The organism is Notoacmeibacter sp. MSK16QG-6 (assembly GCF_024158145.1).
GTDB lineage: Bacteria > Pseudomonadota > Alphaproteobacteria > Rhizobiales > Rhizobiaceae > Notoacmeibacter.
In genome coordinates this window covers 469,150-495,588 of record NZ_JAMYXM010000002.1, presented here as the reverse complement: position 1 = coordinate 495,588, position 26,439 = coordinate 469,150, and the positions used below count along the sequence as shown (strand labels likewise).

Sequence of the window (26,439 nt, the reverse complement as noted above, 5' to 3'; positions counted from 1 at the left end):
TTGCGCGATGAAGTAGAAAGAAGCAGTTGAGCGTCAAAGCCACGTCTCTCTTATGACGGCAGGATAGGTTAAGGCAGAAGGAGTGTTCATGGTCGGGCTGGCATCGAAGGCGCGCGAAGACCGCCTCACGCTCGGTATCGTGCTGATGCTGCTGGCCTACGCGACATTCTCCATGGTCGACACGAGCGCCAAATGGATGGGGCAGGCGGGGCTGGCCGCCCTTCAGATCGCCTTCATGCGCTACGCGGTTCACCTGGTTCTGACGATCGGATTGATCGCACGAGGCGGCCTGAGTTTCGATCGGTTTGCTTCCGAAAAGATCGGGCTTGTCGTTCTTCGAGCGCTTCTTCTGGTCGGCACATCGGTCACCAACTTTATCGCGGTTCGCTATCTACCCCTTACTCTTACGGCGACAATCGCCTTCTCTGCGCCGATCATCGTCTGCGCGCTGTCTTGGCCCCTTCTCGGCGAGCGGGTCGGGCCATGGCGCTGGTCGGCCATTCTTATCGGTTTTTGCGGACTTCTCGTTGCGATCCGCCCGTTTGACGCAACGCTGCACTGGGCCGTCTTCATCTCTCTTGGCACCGCGTTTCTCATGGCGCTCTATGCGCTACTTACCCGGCGACTATCCGGCGAGGTATCGCCGATGACGATGCAGTTTTACGGCGGCCTCGTCGGAACCGTCGTGCTCGCGCCTTTCGCCTTTCTGTTCTGGCAAATGCCGGACAGGCCAATGGAATGGATCATGCTTTTCGGAATCGGATTGCTCGGATGGGCCGGGCATGAGGTTTTCGTGCGCGCTCACCGGTTTGCCGAAGCTGGCGTACTGACGCCATTCTCCTACTCTTTCCTCATCTGGATGACGTTCTGGAGCGCGCTGCTCTTCAACGAATATCCCGATAGCTTCACGATTATCGGCGCATCCATCGTTTCCGCGGCCGGACTTTTCATTTGGGCGCGTGAACGCTGGCTGCAAAAGGCGCGCCGGATCGACTTCAACAGGTAAGATTGTCTTGTTTTGACGACAGGTTCTTCGCCTGCCAGTTTCCGCTTGACCGATCCCGGACAATGCGAAAGCCTGTCTCATTGTGCAGTTGCGGTATGAAACCGACAGTCTGGGGAAGCGAACGGTCTTGCATTCGAACGGGAATGACCACCAAACCGCCATGCTCTCTGTCGAAGGGCTGACCAAACGCTTCGGCACGCTTGTTGCCAACGATGCAGTCGATCTCGTTATAAAACCCGGCGAAATTCATGCGCTTCTCGGCGAGAACGGGGCGGGGAAGTCGACATTCGTCAAGATGCTCTTCGGTTCGCTTCGGCCTGACGCGGGCGTCATTCGCTGGGAAGGCAATCCGGTTTCAATAGAGACGCCTGGCGAGGCGCGGGCACTCGGGATCGGAATGGTCTTTCAGCACTTCTCCCTGTTTGAAGCGCTGACCGCCGGCGAGAATATTGCGCTGGCGTTCGAAGGCGGTGGCACCGGGCACGGCGCGATTGGAGCCAGGGCGCGCGAAGTCTCGGAAACCTACGGCCTGCCAATCGACCCCGATGCACTTGTCGGCGAACTGTCGGTCGGAGAACGTCAACGTATCGAGATCGTTCGCTGCCTGATGCAGGATCCGAAGCTCATCATTCTGGACGAGCCGACATCCGTATTGACACCGCAGGAAGCCGAGAAGCTGTTCGAGACGCTGGAGCGGCTGAAAAGTGAAGGTCGCAGCGTTCTTTATATCAGTCACAGGCTGGATGAGGTTCGCCGCCTGTGTGACAGCGCGACGGTGCTGCGTCACGGCAGGGTGGTCGCCCATTGCACACCCAGCGAAGAGACTGCCGGCAGCCTCGCCGCCATGATGGTAGGAGAGGAGGTGGAGGGATTTTCTCGGGCCTCCGCCGCTGTCGATCATGCTTCCGACCGAGCGGTGCTTCGGTTGAACGGCCTGTCTCTGCCAGCGGCTTCACCCTTCGCCGTTCCGCTCAAGGATATCGACCTGACTGTGCCCGCCGGGATGGTGATCGGCATAGCCGGTGTGGCGGGGAACGGGCAGGGCGAATTGTTCGAAGCGCTTTCCGGCGAAGTTCTGCAGAACCGTGCCGATATGGTCTCGATAGATGGAAGCGCCGCGGGACACATGGATATTGAGGAGCGGCGCGCACTCGGCGCAGCCTTCGTGCCCGAAGAGAGACTTGGCCACGGGGCCGCGCCGGCCATGGCGCTTACCGACAACCTTTTTCTATCGCGTCATGGCACCGATAGCGCACTCTTTACGGGCACGCTGGGCAGCATCCTGAAGAACAAGCTGAAAGCAGTCGCGGCGCACATTTCCGAGACCATGGATGTGCGAAAAGGCGCGCCCGACCCTCATGCATCGGCCTTGTCGGGCGGTAATCTGCAGAAATATCTGGTTGGGCGGGAACTGGACCGCGAGCCTTTGCTCATCATCGTCAATCAACCGACATGGGGCGTCGATGCCGGCGCGGCCGCGCGAATCCGTGGTGCGCTTGCGAATGTGGCGCGCCGCGGCGGGGCGGTTCTCGCTATCAGCCAGGATCTCGACGAGCTTTTCGAGATTGCCGATGCCATTGCCGTCATGCATCACGGGCGGATGTCCAGACCTATTCCTATCGAAGAGGCGACGCGCGAAAAGATCGGTCTTCTCATGGGCGGCGCCGATCCAGACCATGCGGAGCTGGCGGAGATGCAGGCATGATGATTGCTCTGAACAAGCGCGCCAATCCGTCGCCGCTTTTTGCGACGCTTTCGCCTTTCATCGCGCTGACCCTGACGCTTGTCGCCGGTGTGATCCTGTTTCTCGCGATCGGCAAAAGCCCCGGCGCCGCACTCTACGCCTATCTCATCGAGCCGCTCACAGAAGGTTGGTCTCTGCACGAACTGGCAGTGAAGGCCACGCCACTGATTCTCATTGGGGCAGGGCTCTGCATCGCCTTTCTCTCCGGTAACTGGAACATCGGCGCGGAGGGGCAGTTGGTCATGGGCGCTATCGCAGGCGCGATTGTGCCAGTGCTGATACCGGATTTTCGAAATCTTCTCACATTGCCGCTCATGCTATGCCTTGGAATGCTAGGTGGTGCGTTGTGGGCGTCCATTCCGGGCCTTTTGAAAGCAAAATTTGGAACGAGTGAAATTCTGACCAGCCTCATGCTGGTTTATGTAGCGCAACTTTTCCTGGACTGGCTGGTGCGCGGACCGTGGCGCGACCCTGCCGGTTACAATTTTCCGCAGACGGTTCGGTTCCCGACAGAAGCAACGGTGCCGGCGATCGACTACGCTTCGGGACGAGCACATTGGGGTTTTGGCATCGCCATTCTTGTGGCGCTCGGACTTTGGTACATGCTTGCGCGGACGCGGCGCGGCTTCTCGCTTCGAGTGACGGGACAAAGTCCTCGCGCGGCGCGTTTCGGCGGATTTTCGCCGGGCCGAACGACCATGTTCGCTTTCCTGCTCTCCGGCGCTCTGGCAGGGTTGGCCGGTATTATCGAAGTCGCCGGCGCCATCGGACAGTTGCGCCCCGTCATCTCGCCCGGCTACGGCTTTACGGCCATCATCGTCGCGTTTCTCGGGCGACTCAATCCGGCGGGCGCCATTCTTGCCGGGCTGGTTCTGGCGCTTTCCTATCTCGGCGGCGAAGCGGCGCAGATCTCGCTCGGTGTATCCGATAAGATCGCGCGGGTTTTCCAGGGAATGATCCTCTTTTTCGTGCTGGGCTGCGACACGCTGATCAATTACCGCATTCGCATCGCCGGGCAGTCTTCGGGCGGTGTCATTGCCGAAACGCCTGCCGCAACGACCGGGTCGGATCAGAAGCGCGATATCGATGCGGCGGCGAGTGCGGTTCCGGAGGCCGGGCGCCATGCTTGAGGCTATCCTGATCTCAATCGCCACGGCTGCCACGCCGCTGTTTCTCGCCGCCATAGGCGAATTGGTCGCTGAGCGCGCCGGCGTCCTCAACCTTGGTGTGGAAGGCATGATGGCGATGGGCGCGGTGACCGGCTTCGGCGTGGGTCTCGCCACGGGTTCGCCGGCTATCGGGGCGCTGGCGGCAATCGTCGTCGGCGCGGTCTTTTCGCAGCTTTTCGCTTTCTTGACGCTGACCCTGGCTTCCAATCAGGTGGCGACAGGCCTTGCGCTCACGCTTCTCGGTCTTGGAATATCCGGTCAGATTGGCGAAGCCTATGTGGGTCAGCCGGGTATACGGATGGGGCCGGTCTTTCTCGGCCTCGATCCGATTTTCTGGTTTTCGCTGTTGTTGTTGGTCGCGGTGGCCTGGTTCCTGTTTCATACCAAGCCAGGACTGAAAATAAGGGCCGTCGGAGACAGCCATGTTTCCGCTCATGCGCTTGGGGTGCCGGTTATCGCGATCCGCTACGGCGCTGTTGCCTTCGGCGGGGCGTGCGCCGGTCTGGCCGGCGCGTATCTCAGCCTGGTCTATACGCCGCAATGGGTGGAAGCGATGACCTCCGGGCGCGGATGGATCGCTCTCGCCCTCGTCGTTTTTGCGTCCTGGCGGCCCGTTCGCGTTCTTGTCGGGGCATGGCTGTTCGGGGCGATTACCATCGGTCAGCTCCAGGTACAGGCGATGAGCCTTTCCACCATTACCGGGTTGCCCGCACCGTTCGATTCGATTGTCGGCGCGTTAAAGGCCGTGCCCAGCCAGTTTTTGTCGTCGCTTCCCTATCTCGCCACGGTCTTGGTGCTGGTGCTGATTTCCCGCAACCGTCGCCTTGCACTCGTCAACACGCCAGCCAGTCTCGGGCAGCCATTCGTCCCTGACCGCTAGGCTCAATCCTCCTCCCGATCAAAAGAAAGGTCTGACATCATGAAACGACTTACAACGCTCCTTGCAGCTTCCGCCGCGATTGTATTCGCATCCGCCGGCGGCGCAGCCGCACAGATGGATAAAGTCAAAGCCTGCTTCATCTATGTCGGTCCGGTCGGCGATTTCGGCTGGTCCTATCAGCACGATCAGGGCCGTCAGCAGGTCGAGGAAGAGCTTGGCGACAAGGTCGAGACGGCATTTCTGGAAAGCGTGCCGGAAGGCGCGGATGCAGAGCGCGCCATCGAACGGTTCGCACGTTCCGGCTGCAACATCATCTTCACAACGTCCTTTGGCTACATGGACGCGACCAACGCAGTCGCTGGCCGTTTTCCGGATGTGAAGTTCGAGCACGCGACGGGGTACAAACGCGAGCACGACAACGTCTCGACGTATAACTCGAAATTCTATGAGGGCCGGTATGTGCAGGGCGTCATTGCCGGACAACTTACCGAAAGCAATACGATCGGCTACATCGCATCGTTCCCGATTCCGGAAGTCGTCCGCGGTATCAACTCGTTCTATATCGGGGCAAAAAGTGTCAACCCGGACATCAAGGTCAATGTCGTGTGGGCGAACACGTGGTTCGATCCCGGCAAGGAGGCCGACGCCGCCAAGGCGCTCGTCGACCAGGGCGCTGATATCATAACGCAGCATACCGACTCGACCGCACCGATGCAGGTTGCAGCGGACCGCGGCATCAAGGCGTTCGGCCAAGCCTCCGACATGATCAATTTCGGCCCGGAAACACAATTGACAGCGATCGTGGACGATTGGGGTCCGTACTATGTCGAGCGGGTAAAGGCGCTGCTGGATGGCAATTACGAGCAGTCCGACACATGGCACGGTTTTGCCGAGGGCAATGTGCGCATGGCGCCCTACACGAACATGCCCGACGATGTGAAAGCCGATGCCGAGGAAGCTGAGAAGAAGATCACCAGCGATGAACTGGAGCCCTTCAGCGGACCTCTCAAAAAGCAGGACGGATCCGATTTTCTTGCTGAAGGGACGCGCGCAGACGACGGCACGCTTCTGGGCATGAATTTCTATGTCGAAGGGATCGAGGGGGATCTGCCGAAATAGAACCGCGACATCGGATCGCGACAGGGCTGCCGGATGCTTTTCGGCAGCCCTTTTTCGTGCCAAGGGCAACAAGCTTGCGGCGGGTGGTCATGCTGCTAAATTAGCTGCGCTTTGAATAGGGGACGGTATTGACGAAGAGGACGCCCACTGCGCTAACGATTGCCGGGTCGGATTCGGGTGGCGGCGCGGGAATTCAGGCCGACCTGAAAACGTTTAGCGCGCTCGGCGTCTATGGTGCTTCAGCCATCACTGCCATTACCGCGCAGAACACGCAGGCCGTGACAATGGTCGAGGTCGTGTCGCCAAAGATTGTATCGGCTCAGATCGAGGCGGTCCTATCTGACATAACGGTCGACGCCATCAAAATCGGCATGCTTGGGACAAGCGAATTGACGCGCGTCGTGGCGGAGGCGATCGCGGGTTTCGAAGGCCCTGTCGTGCTCGACCCGGTCATGGTGGCCAAATCAGGCGACAGACTTCTTGACGACGATGCGGTCTCCGCAATGCGCAAACACCTTTTGCCGCTTGCGACGCTTCTAACGCCGAATTTGCCGGAAGCTGCCGCGCTGACTGACAGCGGCGAGGCCGGCAATTTGGAAGAGATGGAAGAACAGGCACGTCAGCTGCTGGGTGCGGGGTGTCGGGCTGTTCTGGTCAAGGGCGGGCACGGATCGGGTCCGCATTGCACCGATCTTCTTGTCGAGGCCGATGGCCGGCGAGCGTTCGTTTCGGATCGGATCGAAACCGCAAACACGCATGGCACTGGCTGTTCGCTTTCATCGGCCATAACGGCCGAACTTGCGAAAGGCGCAGAATTGAGCGATGCGGTCGCGGTAGCGCATCAGTGGCTTAACCGGGCTATTGGAGCGGCGGATACGCTCAATATTGGCGAAGGCCATGGGCCTGTTCACCATTTCGTCGATTTATGGAATAGTCAGCGCATCGGCGTGGGACAACCGATCTGAAGTTGAGGGGAATGGAACTATGTCCGCCCAGGCCGACGGCGTAAGGCAAACTCAGACGCATATCGATAAGGTCGCGCAGACCGGTGTCGGTCCATACCTTCTCAACGGTCGTAATCACGGTCAGTTGACGGAGGAAGAAACCGAAATTCTGTCCAGTCGCATACTGGAAGAACGTATGGTGCCTGCGCGCCAAACCCTCATTCGTCACGGCGATTCCCTCGACTTTTCTATGCTCTGCGTCGGCGGGATCATTTCGCGGTTTCTGGATGACGCCAGCGGTCGGCGACAGCTCTTGTCCATACACTTCGCCGGCGATTTTCTGGATCTGCATGCCTATCCTCTGAAATCGCTCGATCACGATGTCGGCGCCCTGACAGATGTTCGGGTGGCGTTGATGCGTCATACCGATCTGGAAACGCTGCAGCACGAACACCCTTCGATCATGCGCAAACTGTGGTTTGCAACATTGTTGGATGCGGCGCTTCACCGGAAATGGGTGTGGCGGCTGGGACGGCTCCGAGCGGTCTCGCGGGTTGCCCATTTTTTCTGCGAGTGCCATGCGCGACTGACGGGCGTCGGTTTATCCAAGGGTACAGCTTTCAATCTTGGACTGACGCAGGCGGATTTGGCCGATGTCTCCGGCCTGACCGTCGTTCACACCAACCGTGTTCTGCGGGAATTACGCGAGCGCGGTCTGGCGACGTTTCGGGACAGCACGGTCGAAATAAGCGATCTGAGCGGCCTCTGGAAACTCGGGCAATTCGACCCCGAATATCTCTATCTTAGCGAAGAGGCGCTGCAACGCGTTTGGGGGCATGGTGAGGGCGATCCGCTTTCCAGCCGCTCGCATGTCGGATTTTCCGATCATGCCGGGCTCAATCCGGCGGGCTTCGACAGGCGAGCGAATGGATCACGCCGAGAGGCCTGAAAAATCTTCGTAACGATTGGCGCGTAACAGTTCGTTTCGGCCTTGCGACCGAGGCGTGAAGCATTAACGATGCAACGCAGTTTTCTGGCGAGCAAAAGGAGTTCCAGTCTCATGGCAGTCGTCGAGACCCGGACGGACGGAGAAGTCGGTATCATCACGGTCAATCGACCGGAGGCATTGAATGCGGTCAATGATGACGTGATCGACGGGCTTGTCGAAGCGACGGAATCCTTCGACGCCGATGAGCGTATCGGCGCGATGATCATTACAGGTGGAGGCGAAAAGGCCTTCATCGCAGGGGCTGATATTAAGGCCATGTCCGAGCGCAGCTATATGGACATGTTCATGCAGAACAAGATGGGCGAGTTAGGCCGTCTCACGCGCATACGCAAGCCGATCATCGCGGCCGTAAACGGTTTTGCTCTCGGCGGCGGCTGCGAAATCGCAATGATGTGCGACATGATCATCGCGTCGGAAAAAGCAAAATTCGGCCAGCCTGAGATCCGGCTCGGCGTCATTCCGGGGTGGGGCGGCACGCAGCGGCTGACCCGCGCGGTGGGCAAGGCAAAGGCGATGGACCTCGTTCTGACCGGTCGTATGATGGATGCCGAGGAGGCCGAACGTTCGGGTCTTGTCTCACGGGTGGTCTCTGCTGACGCACTGATGGAGACCGCAATGGAAGCGGCGCAAGCCATTGCCGGCTTCAGCCGTCCCGCGGTTTTCGTAGCCAAGGAGGCCGTGGGTCGCGCCGAAGAGACGACTCTTGCCGAGGGGCTCCTGTTCGAACAGCGTGTCTTCTACTCGCTGTTCGCAACGGAAGACCAGAAGGAAGGCATGGCGGCCTTTATCGAAAAGCGCCAGCCGAGCTTCAAAAACAAATAGCGCGCTGAAAGCCGGCGATCATCGATTGCCGGCTTTCTTCGTTCCGATGGTCTAAGGACTGAGCCTACTGTTACTGTACGGCTGTCGGTTTGGGACTGTCGCCGCAAAACATATTGTAGATGTGCTCGATCAAGGTCGAGGTTTCGGGATCGGCTATCGAATAGAAGACCATCCGACCGTCGCGGCGCGTATCCACCAGATTGTCAGCGCGCAACCGCGCAAGTTGCTGGCTCACTGCGGCCTGCGGCCTGCGGCATATTCAGTATGGCCTCCAGCTCCGAGACCGACTTCTCACCCTGCGACAATATGCAGAGGATGATGAGGCGCGATTCATGGGACAGCGCTTTGAGAAAGTCTGCCGCGCGGCGGGCGTTTTTCAGATAGTCGGACTGAACGTCCGCCGGCGTATCGGCACTCAGTTCGGGAAGGGGCATGGGGCAACCGTGTCAAGAAAGGCGATTTCAAGAGGCTGACTATATCGCTACTCTTTCAAAGGTGCCAGCCACTGTCAGGATACTTCCCACACTTCGCCGGGCCGAGGCGCCAGAAACCGTTGCGGGTCGATGCCGCGGGCCTGAAGCGCTTTTGAAAGTAGGGCTGGCGGCTCATCGACCGGTTCGCCCGTCAGCTTGAATGTCCCCCAATGATAGGCGAGGGCCTGTTCGGCTCCCAAATCGTCCAAAGCAATAACGGCCTCTGCCGGGTCCTGATGAGAATAGGACATGAACCAGCGAGGATCGTAAGCACCGATCGGCAGAAGCGCGAGCCGGAAAGGCCCAGCCGCTCGCCGTGCCGTTCGGAAATGTTCACCGCCCGCATAGCCGGTGTCTCCGGAGAAATAGATATTGCCGGCGGGCGTTCGAAGGGAGAAAGCCGCCCAAAGCGCCATCCGCCGGTCTTTCACACCCCGCGCGGACCAGTGGTGCGCCTGGTGAAATTGCAGGGTGACGTCTGACGAAAGAGCCAACTCATCGCCCCAGTCGAAAGCCTCGACATCGATATCCGGTGCGAATGAACGCACGATGGCGTCATTACCGAGCGGGACGATGAAGCGTGGATTATGCTGTTCGACCAATCGCATGATGGTAGCTTCATCCATGTGATCGTAGTGATTGTGCGAGAGCAGGACCAGATCGATTGGGGGCAGGTCTTCGAAAGCAATACCGGGATTGTTTACGCGTTTCGGGCCTGTAAAGGAGAGCGGCGACGCGCGATCGGACCAAACCGGATCCGTTAGAATGTTCAGCCCGGCCATCTGGAGCAGAAAGGTGGCGTGCCCCACGAACGAAACGCGCAGCCCCGTTCCCTCAACACGAGACGGTGGCTGATCCGCTGGTCCGGCCGGAAAGGACTGTGGCCAGTCGGCACTCTCGTTCTTAAAGCGCATCCTGACAAAATCGCCGAGGTCTGTCGTCATCGGACTGCCCGGATTGAAGAAGCGTTCGCCGTCGAAATGGTCCGAAACCGGTCCTTCGTAGTAACGATTGCGTGATGTCGCTCCCCACCCGACCACGCCGGCAAGAGCGGCTCCAAGGCCGGAAAGAAGAAGGTTTCGTCTGGTCGCTTTCACGGTCATTCCATCTCATTGAGGATTGTGGTTTCGACTGGAGATAGGATTGCTTTGGCTATGACGCCAACGAACCGTGGCACTATCGGCAGAAACCTTTTATCGCGCGTCGGCAATAATTTTTCGCCGGAGGAGGGTGATAATGGAGCCTGCGCAGCGACCGGCGCGAGCGTAGCGCGAGGCCACTCTTACTCGGCGATTCAGAGCTTAGGACTTCGCTTTAGGCGACATAGGCGATGTCGGACAGACGGCTGATGGCGTGGGCCTCTATATAAAAATGCGGTTTCGCAAGCCGTGCGAGATTAACTCATTTTATTCTGCATAAACGTGGCCTTGCTCGGAACCATGAATTGATTGTCACGTTGTGTGGGCAACGGTCGATTATTCAATTGTTCAAATCCGAAGGGGCGAACCGCATGCCCCGACGACCGCATTGAAATTAGGAGGTATTTATGCTTCGCAAGATGTTTGCAACGACTGCTATTGCCGCGCTGATGACTGCCCCGGTCATGGCTCAGGATACCGCAGAAAAAGACATGTCCAAGGAGATGGACGCCTCGTCCACCCCGGCGGCGGAAGAGACGTCTGGCTCCACCAATTCGGACATCAACAAGGAAGACATGCTTGCCTCTACCTTTATTGGCAAGACGGTCTACACGTCGACGAATGACGATGCCGAAGCTATCGGTGACGTCGAGGACGTTGTTCTGGACAAAACGGGTAAAGTCGATGCTGTCGTCGTTTCAGTTGGCGGCTTTCTCGGCATAGGCGACAAGTCGGTTGCATTGCCGTTCGATCGTCTCAGCATCGAGATGAAGGATAATGAGCGCTGGATTGTTTCCGACGCTACGAGTGAAGAACTCAACCAGATGCCCGAGTTCGACGACGATATGTTCGAGCCGGAATCTGACGCTGCGATGACGAATGAAGGCGAGGCCGAAAACGCCGACGCTGACAATGCTGCAGCCGAGACCGAAGAAGCCGCTGACGACGCAGCCGATACGGTCGAGAATGCTGGTGAGGAAACCGAGGAAGCTGCTGAAAGTGCTGCAGCTGAAACGGAGGAAGCTGCTGAAGAAACCGAGCAGGCAGCCGATGCCGGTACGCTTGAGGTCGAGCAGGAAGGTCAGGAAATGGCCGCTGCTGACACCGAAACCACCGAGACCGAAGGCAGCGAAGAGCAGCCGATGGCCGAGAGTGAAGAGCAGCCTGCCGAAGGCGAGCAGATGGCTGAAGGCGAAGAGCAGCCTGCAGAAGGCGAACAGATGGCCGAAGGTCAGGATGCAGCAGCACCCGTCGTTCCGGCTGACGGTCAGCCGGCTGCCGGCGAGCAGATGGCAACTGAGCAGCCGAGCCTGCGTGAGAGCATGCAGCCTGCCGACATGGAATCGGTCTCTGTCGAAGAGTTGATCGGAACCACCGTTTACGGCCAGGACGAAGAAAATCTCGGCGAGATCGGTGACGTCATCCTCGGCGAAGACAAGGCAATCGAAGCCTACATCATCGATGTCGGTGGTTTCCTTGGAATTGGCGAAAAGCCGGTCGCGATTTCTCCGGATGCGATCGAGCTGATGAAGCAGGCTGAGTCCGACGACTACGCTATCTTCACCAAGTTCACCGAAGAACAGCTCGACGAACAGGCTGAGTATTCTGAGGAAGAGTACGAATCCAATCCTGACAGCGTCGTACTGAAGTAAGTTCAGGATCGACCAAACGGTGTGGATTAGAGAAGCCGGCCATTCGTGGCCGGCTTTTTCCTGCTATCAATGAGCTTGGCGGGAACTCCGATACGCGCCTCTTCGTTCACCAATCGGAAAAAGAAGAAGGAGACTGTTTCCATGGCCAATACGACTGGCGGTTCGCCCGCAGCATCAGCGCCGAAGAAGCCCGCAGGCACCACCACGACCTCGAACGATGTCGAGAACGAGATTGCTCAGCTGCGTGCAGATGTCGCTTCACTGACGGATACGATCAAGTCCTTCGGCGCGGCCACGGCTCGCGACCTTCAAGATCGGGCCTACGGCAAGCGGGACGAGATCTCCGATCAGCTTCGCGCCAAGGAAGAAGAAATCAAAGAACGCGTGCGGGAAAATCCGATGCAGGCGCTCGGCATCGCCGCTGGCGTCGGCTTTCTCGTCGGTGTCATCTGGCGGAGCTGATAATTTATGGGTTCTATAATCGCTCTTCTCACGAGCCTTTCAACCGAAGAGCTAAGTGTTCGTCTCGACCGCGCCAAGCGGCTTGCTACCGCCTATGCAATTGCTGGCGTCCTCGGACTGTTGGCTATGGCGTGCCTGTTGACGGCAGCAATCGTTTATGTCGGTCAAATTTACGGACCTGTGGTCGCCGCTCTCGCCATTGCCGGGGTGTTGATCGGTTTGGCAATCCTGATTGTGATAGCCGCCTCGATCATGAACGCCGCAGCCATGCGTCGCCGCAAGGCACAGCGCGCAGCCCGGCAGTCCGCTATGATTGGCGCGGCCGTTCCACTGGTTCCGATGATCGTCAAATCCCGCATCCTGTTCGGATTAACAGCTGCTGCGGGTAGCGCCTATCTCGCCGCTCGTTATTTCGAAGTCGGGCCGTTCCGCGACGATCGCTGATCGTTGCAAGGCGTTGATGCACCAAACTTCATAAGGATAATCATGTCAGAGAAAATGACCCCAACAGAAGCCAGGCAGGGACGCCGTGGGCGACCGATACTGATTGTCATGCTCATCAGTATCGCCCTTGCGCTGATCGTATGGTTTTTCGTCGGGATTTACGGTGAGACCATTGCGCCGGAGGAAAGCAATCCGGCTGCGTCGGAGAATGCCGATGTTTCCAGCGATGAGGATCTTTCTAATCAGGAACTCGACAACAAGGCTCCGTCACCGACTATCGAAGATCCGGCGCAGGCGCCAGATGCCGCTACGAATAGCGAGACATTGGAAGAAGCGCCCGGCGGTACGACCGGTCAGCGAGAGCCGGAAACCGATAGTTCGAGCACGCCTGAAGAGGCGCCCGCAAACTAACATTGGTGCTTTGCACCAACAGCCATTTTAATCAGGGCGGTAGTGATATTGCCGCTCTTTTTTTGCGAAATGCACTGTCGGGTTGCTACTTTTTGACCACCGAACGGAGAGTGTTCGGCAAGACCTTAAGGACCTGGTCGATATCTTCTGGCATGTGGCCTGCGTCATTCAAGCCCTCGAAAAGAAGTCGGACATGCCTCTCGACTTCCTTTTTCATCGTTTCGCCGCCTGAATCGTAAAGGCGTCCGTATCCTCTCGCTAGCGCCTCGGCCATGAGGATGCGGTCAGCGGCCGCGCGGCGAAGGGGATGCAATGCGCGAGCCATCGTCGTGCCGAGTTTCATCGCAGGCGTCACGAGGCGCGGATCTCCCTTATCGTCGATATGGACGATCGCTTCGAGTTGGACATCCGACACAGTAAGTAAGGCTGAAACCAATTGATTGGCGGCTGCTATCGCCGTGAAGACATCGTTGATGCCCGGCGACAATGCGCGAAGCGCGATTTCAACCAGAAGATTGGTCTGAAACTCTACAGGACGATCAATGGATCGCGCATTTTCCACGACCACCAACCGGTCGAGCTTATCTATACCGTCACCAGTGGGATGGGCGCTTAAAATCGTCTCGTCCTGCTGAATGAACTCGCCCGGTCGGTTTTCAAGCCGCAACACGATCCCGCCTCGTTGCGCCTTTTTGACCAGTGACTGGATATCGATTGCGCCGAGATATCCTGAGCGCTTTGCTCTCAGGACCGGATCGAAATGGGATTCCGGCGTCAATTCGGAGCAATCCGCCACCGTCATAATTCCGGCGTCGCGTCTGAACCGGGTTTTCAGCGCGTCCTCAAGGTTTCTTCCGATCGCAGCAATTTCGTCATCGATCGTGACGTGGCGGGACACTTTTCGGACAAATGCGATAAGTTGCAGAACGGATATGACCGCAAGCAGGAAGCCGACCGAGACAGAGATTGCCGGCGGATTCTTATCGTCAGAGAGCGACAGCGCTGCCAGAGCGAAGAGAAACGTGCCGCCCAAAATGCCAGCAGTCATTTGATTGATCGGCTCGGTCGTAAACCGCTTCAGGAGACGCGGTCCGATGTTGCCCGCTGCCAATGTGTAAACCACCAGCATGAGCGAATAGGTCAGGCTAAGCGCGGCCATCGCGCTGGTGGCGATAGCCTGAAGAAATGACTGCGCCGCTGGAGCAGCAAAGATATGGTCGAGAAGATTCGGAAAGATGACCCGGTCAAGCCAACTGCAGGCCAGACCCGTCAAACCAAGGCCCACGGCGATCGCAGAGGGAATTGTCAGTATCGCAATGACAGGATTTCGGATGATATCGAAAAAGCGCCATAGCGGCTGGTCGTCGGCGCGTTCCGTCATGAGGCCGGGCGGCCCGGAACGTCATCTTTGCGAGCAGAGACCTCTGACACCTGTTCCGGGTCAGCATTGCTTTCATCGTCGTCAGGACAATAGATCGTCCTGAGTTCTCCTGGATGGATCGTCACCACGGTCGGATCGTTTGGCTCAAGCAATTCGCCGTCGAGTGAGGCGCTGACGTGATGCAGCTTTCCCTTAAAACGAAGCTTGACCGTGTCGCCCGCTTCCTCCTTAAAGTCCTGGTTTCGCTTCCACGAGCCAAGCAGCAGGTCTTTGGTCAAACGCATCGAACCCAATGGGCTCAATGGCCTGCTCCAATAAACGCCGAGTTGTCCCGTCGTCAGCTTGTCCGCATATGGCATATGCCCTTCGCCATAGGGATTGTTGGTGACGGTGATGACGGAAAACCGGCCATTCTTGATCTGCCGACCATCAACCGTCAGCTCGCTGCGGAACCAGGTCGGTTGGAAAAAGACCGACAAGGACGCCCGTGTGGAAGCGACGATTTTTCCGAATTTGGAATTGTAGTCCATCTCGCTCCGCTTGGCGACGATCCGTGGTTGCAAGCCTACCGAGAATTGATGGATGAAGGCCTTGCCATCCATGTCAGCGATGTCGCTCGGTCGGATGTTCATTTGCGCCAGTGCGGTGGCCGCTTCGTTGATGTCGAGCGGAAGACCGAGAGAGCGGGCGAATAGGTTCATGGTGCCGGCAGGCAGGACGCCGAGTACGCGTTGATTGCGCCACGCAATCTCCGCAGCGGCGGAGACCGTACCGTCTCCTCCGCCTACAACCATGACTTCGCAATCCTTGGCCGCTTCGCGGAGCGCCTCTACGATATCGGGTCCGGGGACTCTGCGGATTTCGATTTCGTGCCCGCGCTTTTCGAACGACTTTCGAAGGTGTTCGCTGAACTCGTCCAGGTCGGTTGTTTTCAGCGTTCCGCCGTCGACGTTGAGCACGGCAATCGTTTTCATCGCTCACTCTCTCCGAATGACAACCAGGCGAAAACAGGACGGCTGTCAGCCGTCCTGTCGAAAATCCTGACGTGAGGCCTCAAAGCCGTCAGCTGAGAAACGCGCGCGACGTGACCGCGGCGCTTCCGGCATCCGGGCCGTAATCACCTTCACCGGCAACACCCAGCATTTCCTGCAGGCGCGTTCGCGCACGGCTCACCCGGCTCTTGATCGTACCGACGGCGCAGCCACAAATTTCGGCCGCTTCCTCATAGGCAAAGCCAGATGCACCGATCAGGATGATAGCTTCACGCTGATCGGCGGGCAGTTCGTCGAGCGCCTTGCGGAAATCCTTAAGATCGAGCGACCCGTACTGCTCCGGATGCGTCGAAAGGCTTTCGGTGTAGGTGCCTTCGCTATCCTGAATTTCGCGGCCGCGCTTACGCATCTGACTGTAGAATTCATTGCGCAGAATCGTGAAAAGCCAGGCTTTGATGTTCGTGCCTGCCTCGAAACTTTCCTGCTTGGCCCAAGCCTTCATGATCGTTTCCTGGACCAGATCGTCGGCCTTGTCGTGCCGACCGATCAGCGAAATCGCAAAGGCTCTCAAGCTAGGGAGTGTGGCCAGCAGATCGCGCTTGAACACTGAACTGTCCGATAGCTTCTCTGCAGCTGACTTATCATTTGTTGCGTCAGTGCTCATCGGACGTACTCCGAGACGCCTGCTCCGCTTGATCCAACTTTTCAAGGAGATCCAAGAATTTATCCGGGATCGCCTCTTCTTGCACGGCTTCGTAGAGTGAGCGCAGTTTCTGTGAAATTTCGCTGTTCTGCTCCATTGGAGCCGGCTCTTTCATTTGCAAAAACATCCCTATCCCTTGTTACGGGCCGATTACTGCCATACTTGCAGTCGCGCGGCCCCTCCGGCATTGCCACTAAATGATGCTGAGGATCGAAAGTTCCAGCCCGGCAGGGAACAATTCGAGGTGCTGCAGCGTTATGGCCGGCTCGTAGGGGAGTTTTAACAGAATGTCTTTGTCCACACGCATCGCGGCTCATTTACCGCTGTTGCGCCGCTATGCCCGCGCTCTGACCGGATCGCAGGCGTCGGGGGACGCCTATGTGGCGGCGGTTCTCGAAGCGCTTATTGAAGACGTCTCCATGTTTCCGGAGGCCAGCGGCGATCGTGTCGCCGTCTATAAATTGTTTGCCAAGCTTTTCAGCCAGATCAATGTCGAGATCGAGCCGCGATCGTCGTCTCCCTTTGCCTGGGAGCAAAAGGCCGCAGCGAACCTCGCCAATGTCCCGCCCGTGCCCCGTCAGGCGTTTCTGCTGACATCGGTGGAAAATTTCTCCATTCGCGAAGCGGCGGAAATTCTGGAGAAGGGCGTCGAGGAAGTGAACACGTTACTCGCGCAGGCGTCGGAAGAAATAAGCCGTCAGGTCGCTACCTCCATCATGATCATCGAGGATGAACCGCTGATCGCGATGGATATCGAACAGCTGGTCACCGACCTTGGTCATCAGGTGACGGGTATTGCCCGTACCCATGGCGAGGCGGTCAAGCTTTTTGAGGAAACCGCGCCGAAGATGGTTTTGGCCGATATTCAACTCGCCGATGGTTCTTCGGGCATCGACGCAGTCAACGAAATTCTGACGACAGCCGACGTTCCGGTGATCTTTATCACGGCGTTTCCGGAACGTCTTTTGACTGGCGAGCGGCCCGAGCCGGCGTTTCTCGTGACCAAGCCTTTCAACCCGGCCATGGTGAAAGCGCTGATTAGCCAGGCATTGTTTTTCAATGATCGGGTCAGCCACGCCGCTTGAGCGGACCCTTCAGCAGTAGAGTGATTCAATCCGGTGCGGAAACGCACCGGATTTTTCTTTGGGTTAAATGTTTCGACTGGTCGTCCGTTTGTGCAGGCTCTTGAGGCGGCATCTATATGGTCTGATAGCACGCAAATAAAAACCGGCCCCGCCGGGGAAGGCGGAGCCGGTTTAACTCTCCTCGTGAGGGGAACGAAGGAGATTACCGAGAGGGCCATTGGGGTGCGGGGATGTGGGGGCTGGCCGTCCCGGTCTGCTCTCAAAACGGACCAATGACAGATTGGTTGCATAAAAAATTCGATTTTTTTGTATGCGGGAAATAAGGGCGCAAAAGCGGTCTGATGAGAGCTGCGAAGTGCGCCTGCATTGGAGCAGGGACTCACTGACCTGATGTTCAACTCTCAAACAGAGTGAAATGAACGACAGCTATCTGTGGACAGGCAGCTTTTGGCATCGGGCCGCGATCACATTTTCGTGAGCGGCAGGAAAAATCGGAACCGTTGGTTGACTGTTGTGAAAGGACCACACGTTCAACGTTTCCACGGGCTTATGTCATTTTATTCGTTTCTCGCAATTTTCACGCGCTGCGTCATCAAAGGCGTTAATCGAAAAGAAACGCTTTTAAGCATGGAACCGATCTGCCTAGTCTCCGTTAATGGCGCAAGGAGAGACGATGATGGAACAACTCGCAGCTATTATGCTTTTGATTTCCTGCTCGGACGACATGGCCATCTGTAATGAGGTCGAAGCGCCGCAGGCAGCATATGCAACGCAAGAGATTTGCGAAACGCAGATCGGTGGCGCCATTCGCGAAAATGCGTCGGCTGCTCCGCTTGTCCTTGGCAAGTGCGTGACCGTCAATGTCGATGAATTGCAGGAAGATGCCTGGATCACGTGGGATATCAACCCCGCCGGCGAGCTTGTTGCTGCGGTTGAATTCGATGACGATATCGAAATGGCTGCTACGTCGCGTTATGCGCAGGCCGAAACATCGCTCATCTCCAACTGATTTTTCTTCCGGCGTCCTCCAGCGCCGGGCGATTATGAAAAACACCGCCAACGTCCCTTGGCGGTGTTTTTTTATGTCTGCGATTATTTAAGGGGCCGTCTGGCTTGCTGCTCTATCGCAAAGACGTTGCCAAGCCGCTACTTGCGGCGCAGGCGAATAACGACATCGACATGGGCGATTTCATAACCTTCAGGCGGTGTCGGGAGGCTTCCCAATTCGACCGATCCTTCGGGAATATCAAAAAGCTGTGCGCCACCTTCGACCAGAAAATGATAGTGGTCGGACGTATCGGTGTCGAAATAGGTCTTGTTCGTTTCGATAGAAAGAACGCGAAGCAGGCCGGCTTCGGTAAACTGATGCAGCGTATTGTAGACGGTCGCCAGCGAGACGGACACGCCCTCGCCGAGCGCTTCGGCGTGGATTTCCTCGGCAGTGACGTGGCGATTGCCTCGCGTGAAAAGCAGAGTCGCGAGATGCATACGCTGTCGCGTCGGACGCAGACCGTTGGCACGCATCCGATCACGGAGGCGTGACGCCCAACACGGCGATCCGGCATGATTGATTTGATGCGATGCGGTCAGCGTCATTCTCTGCATTGCGCTAGGTTATATACACGGCTTTTCAATTTATATCTCGCCATTCTGAACTGGAAAATCAAGCCTGCCCGCCGCCTTGCCGAACCCGTCACACCCTGTCGTGGCGTCGAAGGCGCTCCTCGAACGCTTTGATCGATACCGTTCAGGGCCAGTGTTACCAGTTCAAATATGACAGTTTTATATCGCGTCCGCCGCTTCCGTCGTTTCAGCCGGTGGCGCATTATGGGCGATACTTTCCAGCGACGTTTACCATCCAGTTTATAAAATCGCCGATGGCCTTATCGCGCCCGATCTCATTGAGCGTTTCGTGACGGTCGTTCTCGTCGATACGGAGTGTGACATCGCTCATTCCCCGTTCGAGCATTCGGGCATAAAGTTCTCGGGTTGCTTTGGCTTTGCGGGTTGCCGGGTCTTGTCCGCCGCCGATCAGGAGTACGGGAAGACCGGTCGGTAGCTCAGCCAGTCGATCGTCGTCTGCTCCAGCCTCCACGAAACGAAACAGGTCGCGCCACATCGATACGGTCGGCAGCCAACCACAATCCGGATCTGCGATATAGGCGTCCACCTGGGCAGGATCGCGCGAGAGCCAGTCGGCCTCGGTGCGACCGTCGCCGACCTGACTGTTCCAGGCATCGAAAGTTATCGCCTTGATGATCGTCTCTTCGGCATCGGAACCCTTTCGGAACCGCTCCCAGGCGAGAACTGCCTTGGCGACGGCCAGCAGCGGCCCCCCTCTTAAATCGGAATTGGCGATCACAAGTCCGGCCAGATCGGCGGGGCGCTCGATTGCGTGGTTCAGCGCGATGAAGCCGCCCATGGAATGGCCAAAGACAATGACCGGCACGCCCGGATGGCGCTTCACCGCCTCGGCTCGGACGGCTGCGACATCCTCCAGAACTTTGGCCGCACCGTCTTCCTTGGCGAAGGTGTGCGGCGCGGTATCCGGCGTCACCGTCCTGCCGTGGCCACGATGGTCCGGCGCCAGCGATGCGATGCCTGCTTCGGCCAATGTCCGCATGAAGGGCGCATAACGGCCGGCATGTTCGGAAAGGCCGTGGCAGATGATCGCCACAGCTTTTGGCATCCCGACAGGGGCCGCGCTGTAAAGATGCAGCGACGCCCCTGTCGGCGAGACGAATGTTTCTTCCCTGATAGCCGCATCGGTCATGTGGTGATCTCCCAAACCGGCAGATCGCCTGAAACCCATGTGTTCGTCAAACGCTTCTGATCCCCTACCGCGTTTGGCTGTCGTAAGGTCGGGCGCCGGCCATCACGTCTCGCAGGAAGGCATAATCGTCGCAGCCGGTGCCGCAGCGGGCCTCGATTTCGCGGAGTTGCGCCTCGGCCGCGGCGAGGTCGCCCTTACCGGCCAAGGCCGCGCCCATGTAAGAGCGTGCGACCGTATTGTCGACATCCAGTCTCAGTGCGACGTGATAGTGCTTCATGCCGGTTTCGTAGTCGCCATTCATGCGGGTCGAATAGCCGAGCATGGTCTGCACGTCGGTGTCGTCCTGATCGCCTATGAGATTGAGGACAGCGATCGCCTCGTCAAAGCGGTCGCTGTAGGCGAGACCCTTTGCATTGGCCAGAAGCGCGTCATCGGTCAGTTCCGCTGCCGATGTCGGAACGCACGCTTCCTTCCTCTCGTCATAGACCTCGCCGCGCTTGCATTTTTCGACGCCGGTTTCGCCATCGTCGCCTTTGGCGAGCGCGGGCGTTGCCGTCGCGGCGGCAGACAGGAGTGCGAGGGTAAGGGCGGTTCGGAGGATCATTGTGGTTGCCTTTGTTGGATGACGGTGGTCCGCGTAGGCGCGAGGCTCTCTCCTATGACGCTATGGCACGGCGAAAAGTTTCAAAAGTGGAATCGCGCGTCAGCATCCGCGTTGCGGGCGGGCTGCCGATCTTCTATGTGAGGCGCAATCTCATTCACGCACGATCCAACAGGAAACGTCAGCCCCATGGCACGACAGTTCATCTATCACATGAGCGGCCTTTCGAAGGCCTATGGCGCCAAGAAGGTGCTGGAAAACATTCATCTATCCTTTTACCCGGACGCCAAGATCGGCATTCTTGGTCCGAACGGTGCCGGTAAATCCACCGTGCTGCGCGTCATGGCCGGGCTCGACAAGGAATATACGGGCGAAGCCTGGGTCGCCGAAGGCGCGACGGTCGGCTATCTGCCGCAGGAGCCGCAGCTCGACGATATGCTGGACGTCAAGGGCAACGTCATGGCTGGCGTCGCCGACAAGCAGGCGATCCTCGACCGCTACAACGAACTGATGATGAACTATTCCGACGAGACGGCGGAAGAGGGCGCGAAACTCCAGGACCTGATCGACAGCCAGAATTTGTGGGATCTCGACAGCCAGGTCGAGATGGCGATGGACGCGCTGCGCTGTCCGCCCGGCGACTGGTCGGTCGACAAGCTCTCCGGCGGTGAGAAGCGCCGCGTGGCGCTCTGCCAGCTTCTGCTGCGCCAGCCCGACCTGCTGCTGCTGGACGAACCGACCAACCATCTGGACGCAGAAACCATCGCCTGGCTGGAAAAGCACCTGCGCGAATATCCCGGCGCGGTGTTGATGATTACCCACGACCGCTACTTCCTGGACAATGTCACGGGCTGGATTCTCGAACTCGACCGCGGCCGCGGCATTCCATATGAGGGCAATTACACCGCCTATCTGGAAGCGAAAGCCAAGCGAATGGCGCAGGAGGCCCGTGAAGAAAAGGGCCGCCAGCGCGCCATCAGCAGCGAAAGCGAGTGGATTGCCTCTTCGCCGAAGGCGCGGCAGGCCAAGAGCAAGGCGCGTATCAAGGCCTATGACGAACTGGTCAAGAGCGCGGCGGACCGCCGCCCCGGCGACGCACAGATCGTCATCCCGGTTGGCGAACGGCTCGGCCAGAATGTGATCGACGCCAATGGCCTGAAGAAGGGCTATGCCGACAAGCTTCTGATCGACGATCTGGAGTTCAAGCTGCCGCCCGGTGGCATTGTCGGCGTGATCGGCCCGAACGGCGCCGGCAAGACCACGCTCTTCCGCATGATCACGGGGCAGGAACAGCCCGATGGCGGCGAAATCCGCGTCGGCGAAACGGTCGATCTGTCCTATGTCGACCAGAGCCGCGATGCTCTCGATCCGGGCAAGACGGTCTGGGAAGAGATTTCCAACGGCAACGACATCATCAAGCTCGGCAAACACGAGGTGAACAGCCGCGCCTATTGCTCCTCCTTCAATTTCAAGGGCGGCGACCAGCAGCAGAAGGTCGGCACGCTCTCCGGCGGCCAGCGTAACCGCGTGCATATGGCCAAGCTGCTGAAAGAGGGCGGCAACGTCCTGCTGCTCGATGAGCCGACTAATGATCTGGACACCGAGACGCTGGCCGCGCTGGAGGATGCGCTGGAGAATTTCGCCGGCTGCGCGGTCATCATCAGCCATGACCGCATGTTCCTTGATCGCCTCGCCACGCACATCCTCGCCTTCGAAGGCGACAGCCATGTCGAATGGTTCGAGGGCAATTTCGAGGATTACGAGAAGGACAAGATCCGCCGCCTCGGCCCGGAGGCCGTCAATCCGAAACGGGTGACATACAAGCGGCTGACGCGGTAGTTATCGCGAGAGGTCCCGCACCCTACAGCTCTCCGATAGGCAGGGTGCGGGACGCTTCCACCTTTATGGTTTATAGGTCAATTCCACCAATCCATCACGCCTCCACCGTAGGCACGGTGATGGTTGCCACCAGTCCCTCGACCTTCCAATCATAGGCGATTTCGCCGCCAATACCGTGAAGGACCGCGCCGATTATGCGTGAGCCGGTGCCAAGCTTGTCGCCGTTTGGCGCGGCGACCGGCTCGACGGGCCGTTCCGACCAGACAATCGATAGCTGACTGCCATTGTTCGACCATTTGACGGAGAGACGGCCGTCCTGATCGCCCAAGGCGCCGTATTTTACAGAGTTCGTGGCCAACTCGTGCAATGTCAGCGCCAGTGGCGTGACTGCTGCGGCTGGAAGGCTGGTCGGTGGTCCGTCAATGTCGATCTGCGAGATCGTTTTGTTGGGGTAGGGGCTAAGGATCGTGTCGATCATGTTCCGCAGATTGGAACTGCTATCCTCATCGCTTGCCTCGGAGCCGATGGCGACGCTATGGGCCCGGCCAAGTGCCGCGACCCGCTGCTCGATCCGCTCGATAACCGTCGCTACGTCCGTCTCGCCACGCGAGGACAGGCGGATGATCGAGGCAATGATGCCGAAAAGGTTGCCGACCCGGTGCTGCAGTTCCTCGGCGATGTGCGTCTGCCGTGCCGCCTCCTGCCGCGTCTCGACGAAGTTCGTCACCTCCCATTGCGAGCCGTAAAACTGTTGCAGTTCGCCATCTTCATCAAAAATGGGTCCGATATGGAGCATGTTCCAAAAAGGGGTGCCATCCTTGCGGTAGTTCAGAATTTCTAAGACGACGACTTCTTGTTTCTCAAGGCTCTCCCTGATCCTTGCAATGTCGGCGGGATCGGTCTTCGGCCCCTGAAGAAACTGGCAATTGCGACCGATCGCTTCCTCGCGGTCATAGCCGGTCAGTTCAATAAAGGCGCGGTTGACGAAGGTGATGGGATTGCCGTCCTGTTTCGGATCGGTGATGCAGATCGCCATGCGGGTCTGCTCCATCGCCTGTTCCAGAAACCGGCCCGCCCCGACATTCATGCCGTCCGGATCCTGATTGGCGGAACTGTCGGTCTGCCGGGGGTCGAAAACCTTTTCAGCCTGCGGCTTACCGTCGTCGTGATGGTCGTCGCTCATAGCGCACCCCTCTGCTTCCATGCGCAAGCAGAGCCCGCACCCCCATGTCATTCATAGTTGATCTTTCGCTATTTTAGAAGCTGCGTATCAAAAGCTTTTCCACGTCGTACTCATCGTCAGGATCAAACTGCGCACTAGCTGAAAGGCTGCACGAAATACGAGGCGGATACTCCATGACCACCATTCTCATCACAGGCGTGTCGCGCGGAATCGGGCGGGCGATGGCGCTAGAGGCGCTGTCGCGCGGCCATAAGGTGATCGGCACGGCGCGAAGCGACGACGATTTCGGCGATTTGAAGGACAGGGACGGTTTCACGCCGCTCGTCCTCGACGTCACCAGCCGCGACGCTTTGGCAAAGGCGGCGGGTGCGCTCAGCCAGCCGGTCGATATTCTGATCAACAATGCCGGCATTAAGGGGCCGTCCGGCTCGCCGCTTTCCGTGGACGATATGGACGGCTTCATGCAGACGCTGCAGGTCAATGCGCTCGGCCCGCTCATGGTGACGCAGGCTTTTCTGCCGGCATTGAAGAAGAGCGGTGCCGGCAAGGTGCTGATCGTTTCATCGCAGATGGGCGATCTGAACGCCGATACCGGCAATATCGCCTATCGCACCTCCAAGACGGCAGTGAACAAGATCGGTCGGGCGCTGGCCACCGAACTGCGCGACGACGGCATCGCCGTCGCCAATCTGCATCCCGGCTGGGTGCGGACCGATATGGGCGGTTCATCGGCCGACATCACGCCGGAGGAAAGCGCCAAGGGCATCATCGATCTTGCCGAGGGGCTGACCATCGACAAGACCGGCCGCTTCTGGAACTGGGACGGCAGCGAACGCGAAAGCTGGTAGGCGGATCATGGCGGACTGGTCGAGCGCGCAATATCTGCAGTTCGCCGGCGAGCGGACACGCCCGGCCGCCGATCTTCTCGCCCGCATCGGCTGTGAGAGGCCGCGCGCCGTGGCCGATATCGGCTGCGGGCCGGGCAACTCCACCGAACTCCTTACCGCCCGTTGGCCCAAGGCGCGCATCGCCGGCATCGATACTTCGCCCGACATGTTGAAGGCGGCGCGTGAGCGGCTGCCCGACGCGACCTTCGAGCAGGTATCGGCGGAGGACTGGAAGCCGGGGCCGGAGGACGACGTTCTCTTTGCCAATGCCTCGCTGCACTGGACAGCCGATCCGGTCGCCACGATTCGACGCTTGCACGAAGCGCAGCCACATGATGGCTGGATCGCCGTGCAGATGCCGGACAATGTGAATGAGCCCTCGCATCGGCTGATGGAAGAGGCAGCTGCAGCGAAGCCCTTCGCAGACAAGGTCGCTGGCACCGCTCGCGATCCGTTGGCGGCTCCGACCGCTTTTTTCGATGCGCTGAGCGGTATTAGCGATCATATCGACCTATGGCACACGTCCTATTATCACCGGATGGACGATGTCGATGCGATTGTCGAATGGGTGCGCTCCACAGGGCTGAAACCGTATCTCGACAAGCTGTCGGCAGACGAGGCGGAGGCGTTCGTCGCCGATTATCGCAGCCGCCTGGAGATGGCCTATCCCGCCATGGCTAATGGAGAGCGTCTGCTGCGCTATCCGCGCTTCTTTGTCGTCGCGCGCAGGGCCTAGCGGCAGCTCATAAACTGATTCAAGCGGTTCGGAAGACGATTCCGATCTGTCAGATAAGTATCTGATATGAAAAGGACTTATTCTTTTCGTCTGCCGCTTCTTCCTTTACGGCGGGCGCTCTGCGAAGGGGCGTCGCTTGGAAAGACATCCTCTTCGGCGAGAGCGTCCGGATCGAGCAGGCGGGTAGCGCGCCAGCGCGTCAGAACAGCGTTGATGTCATCGACGATGAAATGCAGGGCGCTTTCTCGGTCGTAGCCATCATCGCGCAGTGCATCGTAATCGGTATATTGATGGCGGATGTGGGCGAGGGCGGCGAGCCAGGCGGCAGCATCCACCGGCAGGTCACGCATATGGGGCCGGGATGCATCGTCGTAGAGAATTTCGAAATCGGCCAATGGCGCAGCCGGAATGAGCAGACGAAGCGCGTCCCGCAACGCTTTCTGCCGTTCCGTTTTCGGCCTCACGCACTCTCTCCGTCAAATCTGTCGTGAAGACTGTCTGTCGTCGGATAATAGGGCTTGAGATCGAGGACCGGCGTGCCGTCTATCAGATCGATGGCGTCGATCTCGACCAGCCCCGCGGCAATATCGACGGAGATGAGGCGGACCGTATGAAGGCCGATAGGATTGGGCCGTACCGGCGAACGTAGCGCGAAGGTGCCGCGCGCGGTTTCGAGATGGCGCGGTCGTTGTGCGATCAGGTTGCGCGGGGCGCGATCCAACCAGCTGAGAATGTGCGCAAGATTACCCTCTTTCAGTCCATCTAGGCCCGGGCGGAAGGGTTTATTGATTTCTATCATCGCGGTTTTCCCGCGTTCCCGCGCCTGGCTCAGATTCTTGGGGCAGTCCTTCCTCTCTTTCCATGGCGAACGGATGGCTCCGATAAAGATCAGACCCGCATCCGCCTCGACCGTCGCGGGGTCGAAAGGAAGGCGGCTCTCGCCATCGCGCTGCTCGAATTCAGCCATTGTTGATCCTTCGGTTGC

28 protein-coding genes and 1 pseudogene are annotated in these 26,439 nt (G+C 58.5%); 17 read left to right on the top strand and 12 right to left on the bottom strand.

The window, feature by feature from the left end:
• The first annotated feature begins 88 nt into the window (after positions 1-88).
• The 8 genes from NIM86_RS10060 to NIM86_RS10025 all read left to right on the top strand — a co-directional run bounded on the left by NIM86_RS10060 (position 89) and on the right by NIM86_RS10025 (position 8,693).
• Positions 89-1,006, top strand: a complete 918-nt coding sequence (locus NIM86_RS10060) for a DMT family transporter (protein WP_253381633.1) — start codon at positions 89-91, stop codon at positions 1,004-1,006.
• A gap of 160 nt (positions 1,007-1,166) precedes the next feature.
• On the top strand, positions 1,167-2,711 hold the full coding sequence (locus NIM86_RS10055; protein WP_253381631.1) for an ABC transporter ATP-binding protein: 1,545 nt from the start codon (positions 1,167-1,169) through the stop codon (positions 2,709-2,711).
• A complete protein-coding gene (locus tag NIM86_RS10050; RefSeq protein ID WP_371872874.1) occupies positions 2,708-3,880 on the top strand; it encodes an ABC transporter permease in 1,173 nt (390 codons plus the stop codon). Before NIM86_RS10055 ends, NIM86_RS10050 begins: the two co-directional genes overlap by 4 nt.
• Positions 3,873-4,799, top strand: a complete 927-nt coding sequence (locus NIM86_RS10045) for an ABC transporter permease (protein WP_253381629.1) — start codon at positions 3,873-3,875, stop codon at positions 4,797-4,799. The genes NIM86_RS10050 and NIM86_RS10045 overlap by 8 nt, the downstream gene beginning before the upstream one ends.
• Before the next feature lie 39 nt (positions 4,800-4,838).
• Positions 4,839-5,918, top strand: a complete 1,080-nt coding sequence (locus NIM86_RS10040; protein ID WP_253381627.1) for a BMP family ABC transporter substrate-binding protein — start codon at positions 4,839-4,841, stop codon at positions 5,916-5,918.
• Between the two features lie 128 nt (positions 5,919-6,046).
• The gene (gene thiD, locus NIM86_RS10035) at positions 6,047-6,883 is read left to right on the top strand and encodes a bifunctional hydroxymethylpyrimidine kinase/phosphomethylpyrimidine kinase (protein WP_253381625.1); all 837 of its coding nucleotides are present in this window, start codon (positions 6,047-6,049) and stop codon (positions 6,881-6,883) included.
• Between the two features lie 19 nt (positions 6,884-6,902).
• On the top strand, positions 6,903-7,811 hold the full coding sequence (locus NIM86_RS10030) for a Crp/Fnr family transcriptional regulator (protein ID WP_253381622.1): 909 nt from the start codon (positions 6,903-6,905) through the stop codon (positions 7,809-7,811).
• Positions 7,812-7,922: 111 nt separating this feature from the next.
• On the top strand, positions 7,923-8,693 hold the full coding sequence (locus NIM86_RS10025) for an enoyl-CoA hydratase (RefSeq protein WP_253381620.1): 771 nt from the start codon (positions 7,923-7,925) through the stop codon (positions 8,691-8,693).
• A gap of 70 nt (positions 8,694-8,763) precedes the next feature.
• Here the strand turns inward: NIM86_RS10025 and NIM86_RS10020 are convergent.
• Positions 8,764-9,127 (bottom strand): annotated as a pseudogene (locus NIM86_RS10020) (ArsR/SmtB family transcription factor).
• Positions 9,128-9,201: 74 nt separating this feature from the next.
• Positions 9,202-10,269, bottom strand: a complete 1,068-nt coding sequence (locus tag NIM86_RS10015) for an MBL fold metallo-hydrolase (protein WP_253381618.1) — start codon at positions 10,267-10,269, stop codon at positions 9,202-9,204.
• Between the two features lie 443 nt (positions 10,270-10,712).
• Between NIM86_RS10015 and NIM86_RS10010 the strand changes: the two genes are divergently transcribed.
• The 4 genes from NIM86_RS10010 to NIM86_RS09995 all read left to right on the top strand — a co-directional run bounded on the left by NIM86_RS10010 (position 10,713) and on the right by NIM86_RS09995 (position 13,274).
• Positions 10,713-11,957: a PRC-barrel domain-containing protein gene (locus tag NIM86_RS10010; RefSeq protein ID WP_253381616.1), complete on the top strand. Its 1,245-nt coding sequence runs from the start codon at positions 10,713-10,715 to the stop codon at positions 11,955-11,957.
• A 141-nt stretch (positions 11,958-12,098) separates the two neighbouring features.
• Positions 12,099-12,419, top strand: a complete 321-nt coding sequence (locus NIM86_RS10005; protein WP_253381614.1) for a YqjD family protein — start codon at positions 12,099-12,101, stop codon at positions 12,417-12,419.
• 6 nt (positions 12,420-12,425) lie between these two features.
• Positions 12,426-12,863, top strand: coding sequence for a hypothetical protein (locus tag NIM86_RS10000; protein WP_253381612.1), 438 nt, complete (start codon positions 12,426-12,428; stop codon positions 12,861-12,863).
• Positions 12,864-12,905: 42 nt separating this feature from the next.
• A complete protein-coding gene (locus NIM86_RS09995) occupies positions 12,906-13,274 on the top strand; it encodes a hypothetical protein (protein WP_253381611.1) in 369 nt (122 codons plus the stop codon).
• A gap of 85 nt (positions 13,275-13,359) precedes the next feature.
• On the opposite strand, the gene NIM86_RS09990 is transcribed toward NIM86_RS09995, so the two are convergent.
• The 4 genes from NIM86_RS09990 to NIM86_RS09975 form a co-directional block, all read right to left on the bottom strand.
• Positions 13,360-14,655, bottom strand: coding sequence for a DUF2254 domain-containing protein (locus tag NIM86_RS09990; RefSeq protein WP_253381608.1), 1,296 nt, complete (start codon positions 14,653-14,655; stop codon positions 13,360-13,362).
• On the bottom strand, positions 14,652-15,629 hold the full coding sequence (locus tag NIM86_RS09985) for a diacylglycerol kinase family protein (protein ID WP_253381606.1): 978 nt from the start codon (positions 15,627-15,629) through the stop codon (positions 14,652-14,654). Before NIM86_RS09985 ends, NIM86_RS09990 begins: the two co-directional genes overlap by 4 nt.
• An 88-nt stretch (positions 15,630-15,717) precedes the next feature.
• The gene (locus NIM86_RS09980) at positions 15,718-16,311 is read right to left on the bottom strand and encodes an RNA polymerase sigma factor (protein WP_253381605.1); all 594 of its coding nucleotides are present in this window, start codon (positions 16,309-16,311) and stop codon (positions 15,718-15,720) included.
• Entirely contained in the window at positions 16,301-16,477 is a 177-nt protein-coding gene (locus NIM86_RS09975; protein ID WP_305884459.1) for a NepR family anti-sigma factor, read from the bottom strand. The genes NIM86_RS09980 and NIM86_RS09975 overlap by 11 nt, the downstream gene beginning before the upstream one ends.
• A gap of 160 nt (positions 16,478-16,637) precedes the next feature.
• Here NIM86_RS09975 and NIM86_RS09970 point away from each other — a divergent pair, with 160 nt between their 5' ends.
• Positions 16,638-17,435: a response regulator gene (locus tag NIM86_RS09970; RefSeq protein WP_253381603.1), complete on the top strand. Its 798-nt coding sequence runs from the start codon at positions 16,638-16,640 to the stop codon at positions 17,433-17,435.
• Positions 17,436-18,108: 673 nt separating this feature from the next.
• Positions 18,109-18,444 (top strand): hypothetical protein, encoded by a 336-nt coding sequence (locus NIM86_RS09965; protein ID WP_253381601.1) that lies wholly within the window; start codon positions 18,109-18,111, stop codon positions 18,442-18,444.
• A 137-nt stretch (positions 18,445-18,581) separates the two neighbouring features.
• Here the strand turns inward: NIM86_RS09965 and irrA are convergent, their stop codons facing one another.
• From irrA to NIM86_RS09950, 3 genes are all read right to left on the bottom strand, one after another.
• The gene (gene irrA / locus NIM86_RS09960) at positions 18,582-19,031 is read right to left on the bottom strand and encodes an iron response transcriptional regulator IrrA (RefSeq protein WP_371872873.1); all 450 of its coding nucleotides are present in this window, start codon (positions 19,029-19,031) and stop codon (positions 18,582-18,584) included.
• 229 nt (positions 19,032-19,260) lie between these two features.
• Positions 19,261-20,208 (bottom strand): alpha/beta fold hydrolase, encoded by a 948-nt coding sequence (locus NIM86_RS09955; protein ID WP_253381596.1) that lies wholly within the window; start codon positions 20,206-20,208, stop codon positions 19,261-19,263.
• Positions 20,209-20,272: 64 nt separating this feature from the next.
• Entirely contained in the window at positions 20,273-20,812 is a 540-nt protein-coding gene (locus NIM86_RS09950; protein WP_253381595.1) for a M48 family metallopeptidase, read from the bottom strand.
• Positions 20,813-20,998: 186 nt separating this feature from the next.
• Here NIM86_RS09950 and ettA point away from each other — a divergent pair, with 186 nt between their 5' ends.
• On the top strand, positions 20,999-22,648 hold the full coding sequence (ettA, locus tag NIM86_RS09945; protein ID WP_253381592.1) for an energy-dependent translational throttle protein EttA: 1,650 nt from the start codon (positions 20,999-21,001) through the stop codon (positions 22,646-22,648).
• A 94-nt stretch (positions 22,649-22,742) separates the two neighbouring features.
• Here the strand turns inward: ettA and NIM86_RS09940 are convergent, their stop codons facing one another.
• Positions 22,743-23,831, bottom strand: coding sequence for a PAS domain-containing protein (locus NIM86_RS09940; RefSeq protein ID WP_253381590.1), 1,089 nt, complete (start codon positions 23,829-23,831; stop codon positions 22,743-22,745).
• A 173-nt stretch (positions 23,832-24,004) separates the two neighbouring features.
• On the opposite strand from NIM86_RS09940, the gene NIM86_RS09935 reads away from it, so the two are divergent.
• Both NIM86_RS09935 and tam read left to right on the top strand, forming a co-directional pair.
• The gene (locus NIM86_RS09935) at positions 24,005-24,679 is read left to right on the top strand and encodes an SDR family oxidoreductase (protein WP_253381588.1); all 675 of its coding nucleotides are present in this window, start codon (positions 24,005-24,007) and stop codon (positions 24,677-24,679) included.
• Positions 24,680-24,686: 7 nt separating this feature from the next.
• Positions 24,687-25,454, top strand: a complete 768-nt coding sequence (tam, locus tag NIM86_RS09930; RefSeq protein WP_253381586.1) for a trans-aconitate 2-methyltransferase — start codon at positions 24,687-24,689, stop codon at positions 25,452-25,454.
• Between the two features lie 77 nt (positions 25,455-25,531).
• On the opposite strand, the gene NIM86_RS09925 is transcribed toward tam, so the two are convergent.
• Both NIM86_RS09925 and tsaA read right to left on the bottom strand, forming a co-directional pair.
• Positions 25,532-25,918, bottom strand: a complete 387-nt coding sequence (locus NIM86_RS09925) for a DUF2293 domain-containing protein (RefSeq protein WP_253381584.1) — start codon at positions 25,916-25,918, stop codon at positions 25,532-25,534.
• Entirely contained in the window at positions 25,915-26,421 is a 507-nt protein-coding gene (gene tsaA / locus NIM86_RS09920; RefSeq protein ID WP_253381582.1) for a tRNA (N6-threonylcarbamoyladenosine(37)-N6)-methyltransferase TrmO, read from the bottom strand. Before tsaA ends, NIM86_RS09925 begins: the two co-directional genes overlap by 4 nt.
• Positions 26,422-26,439: the final 18 nt, after the last annotated feature.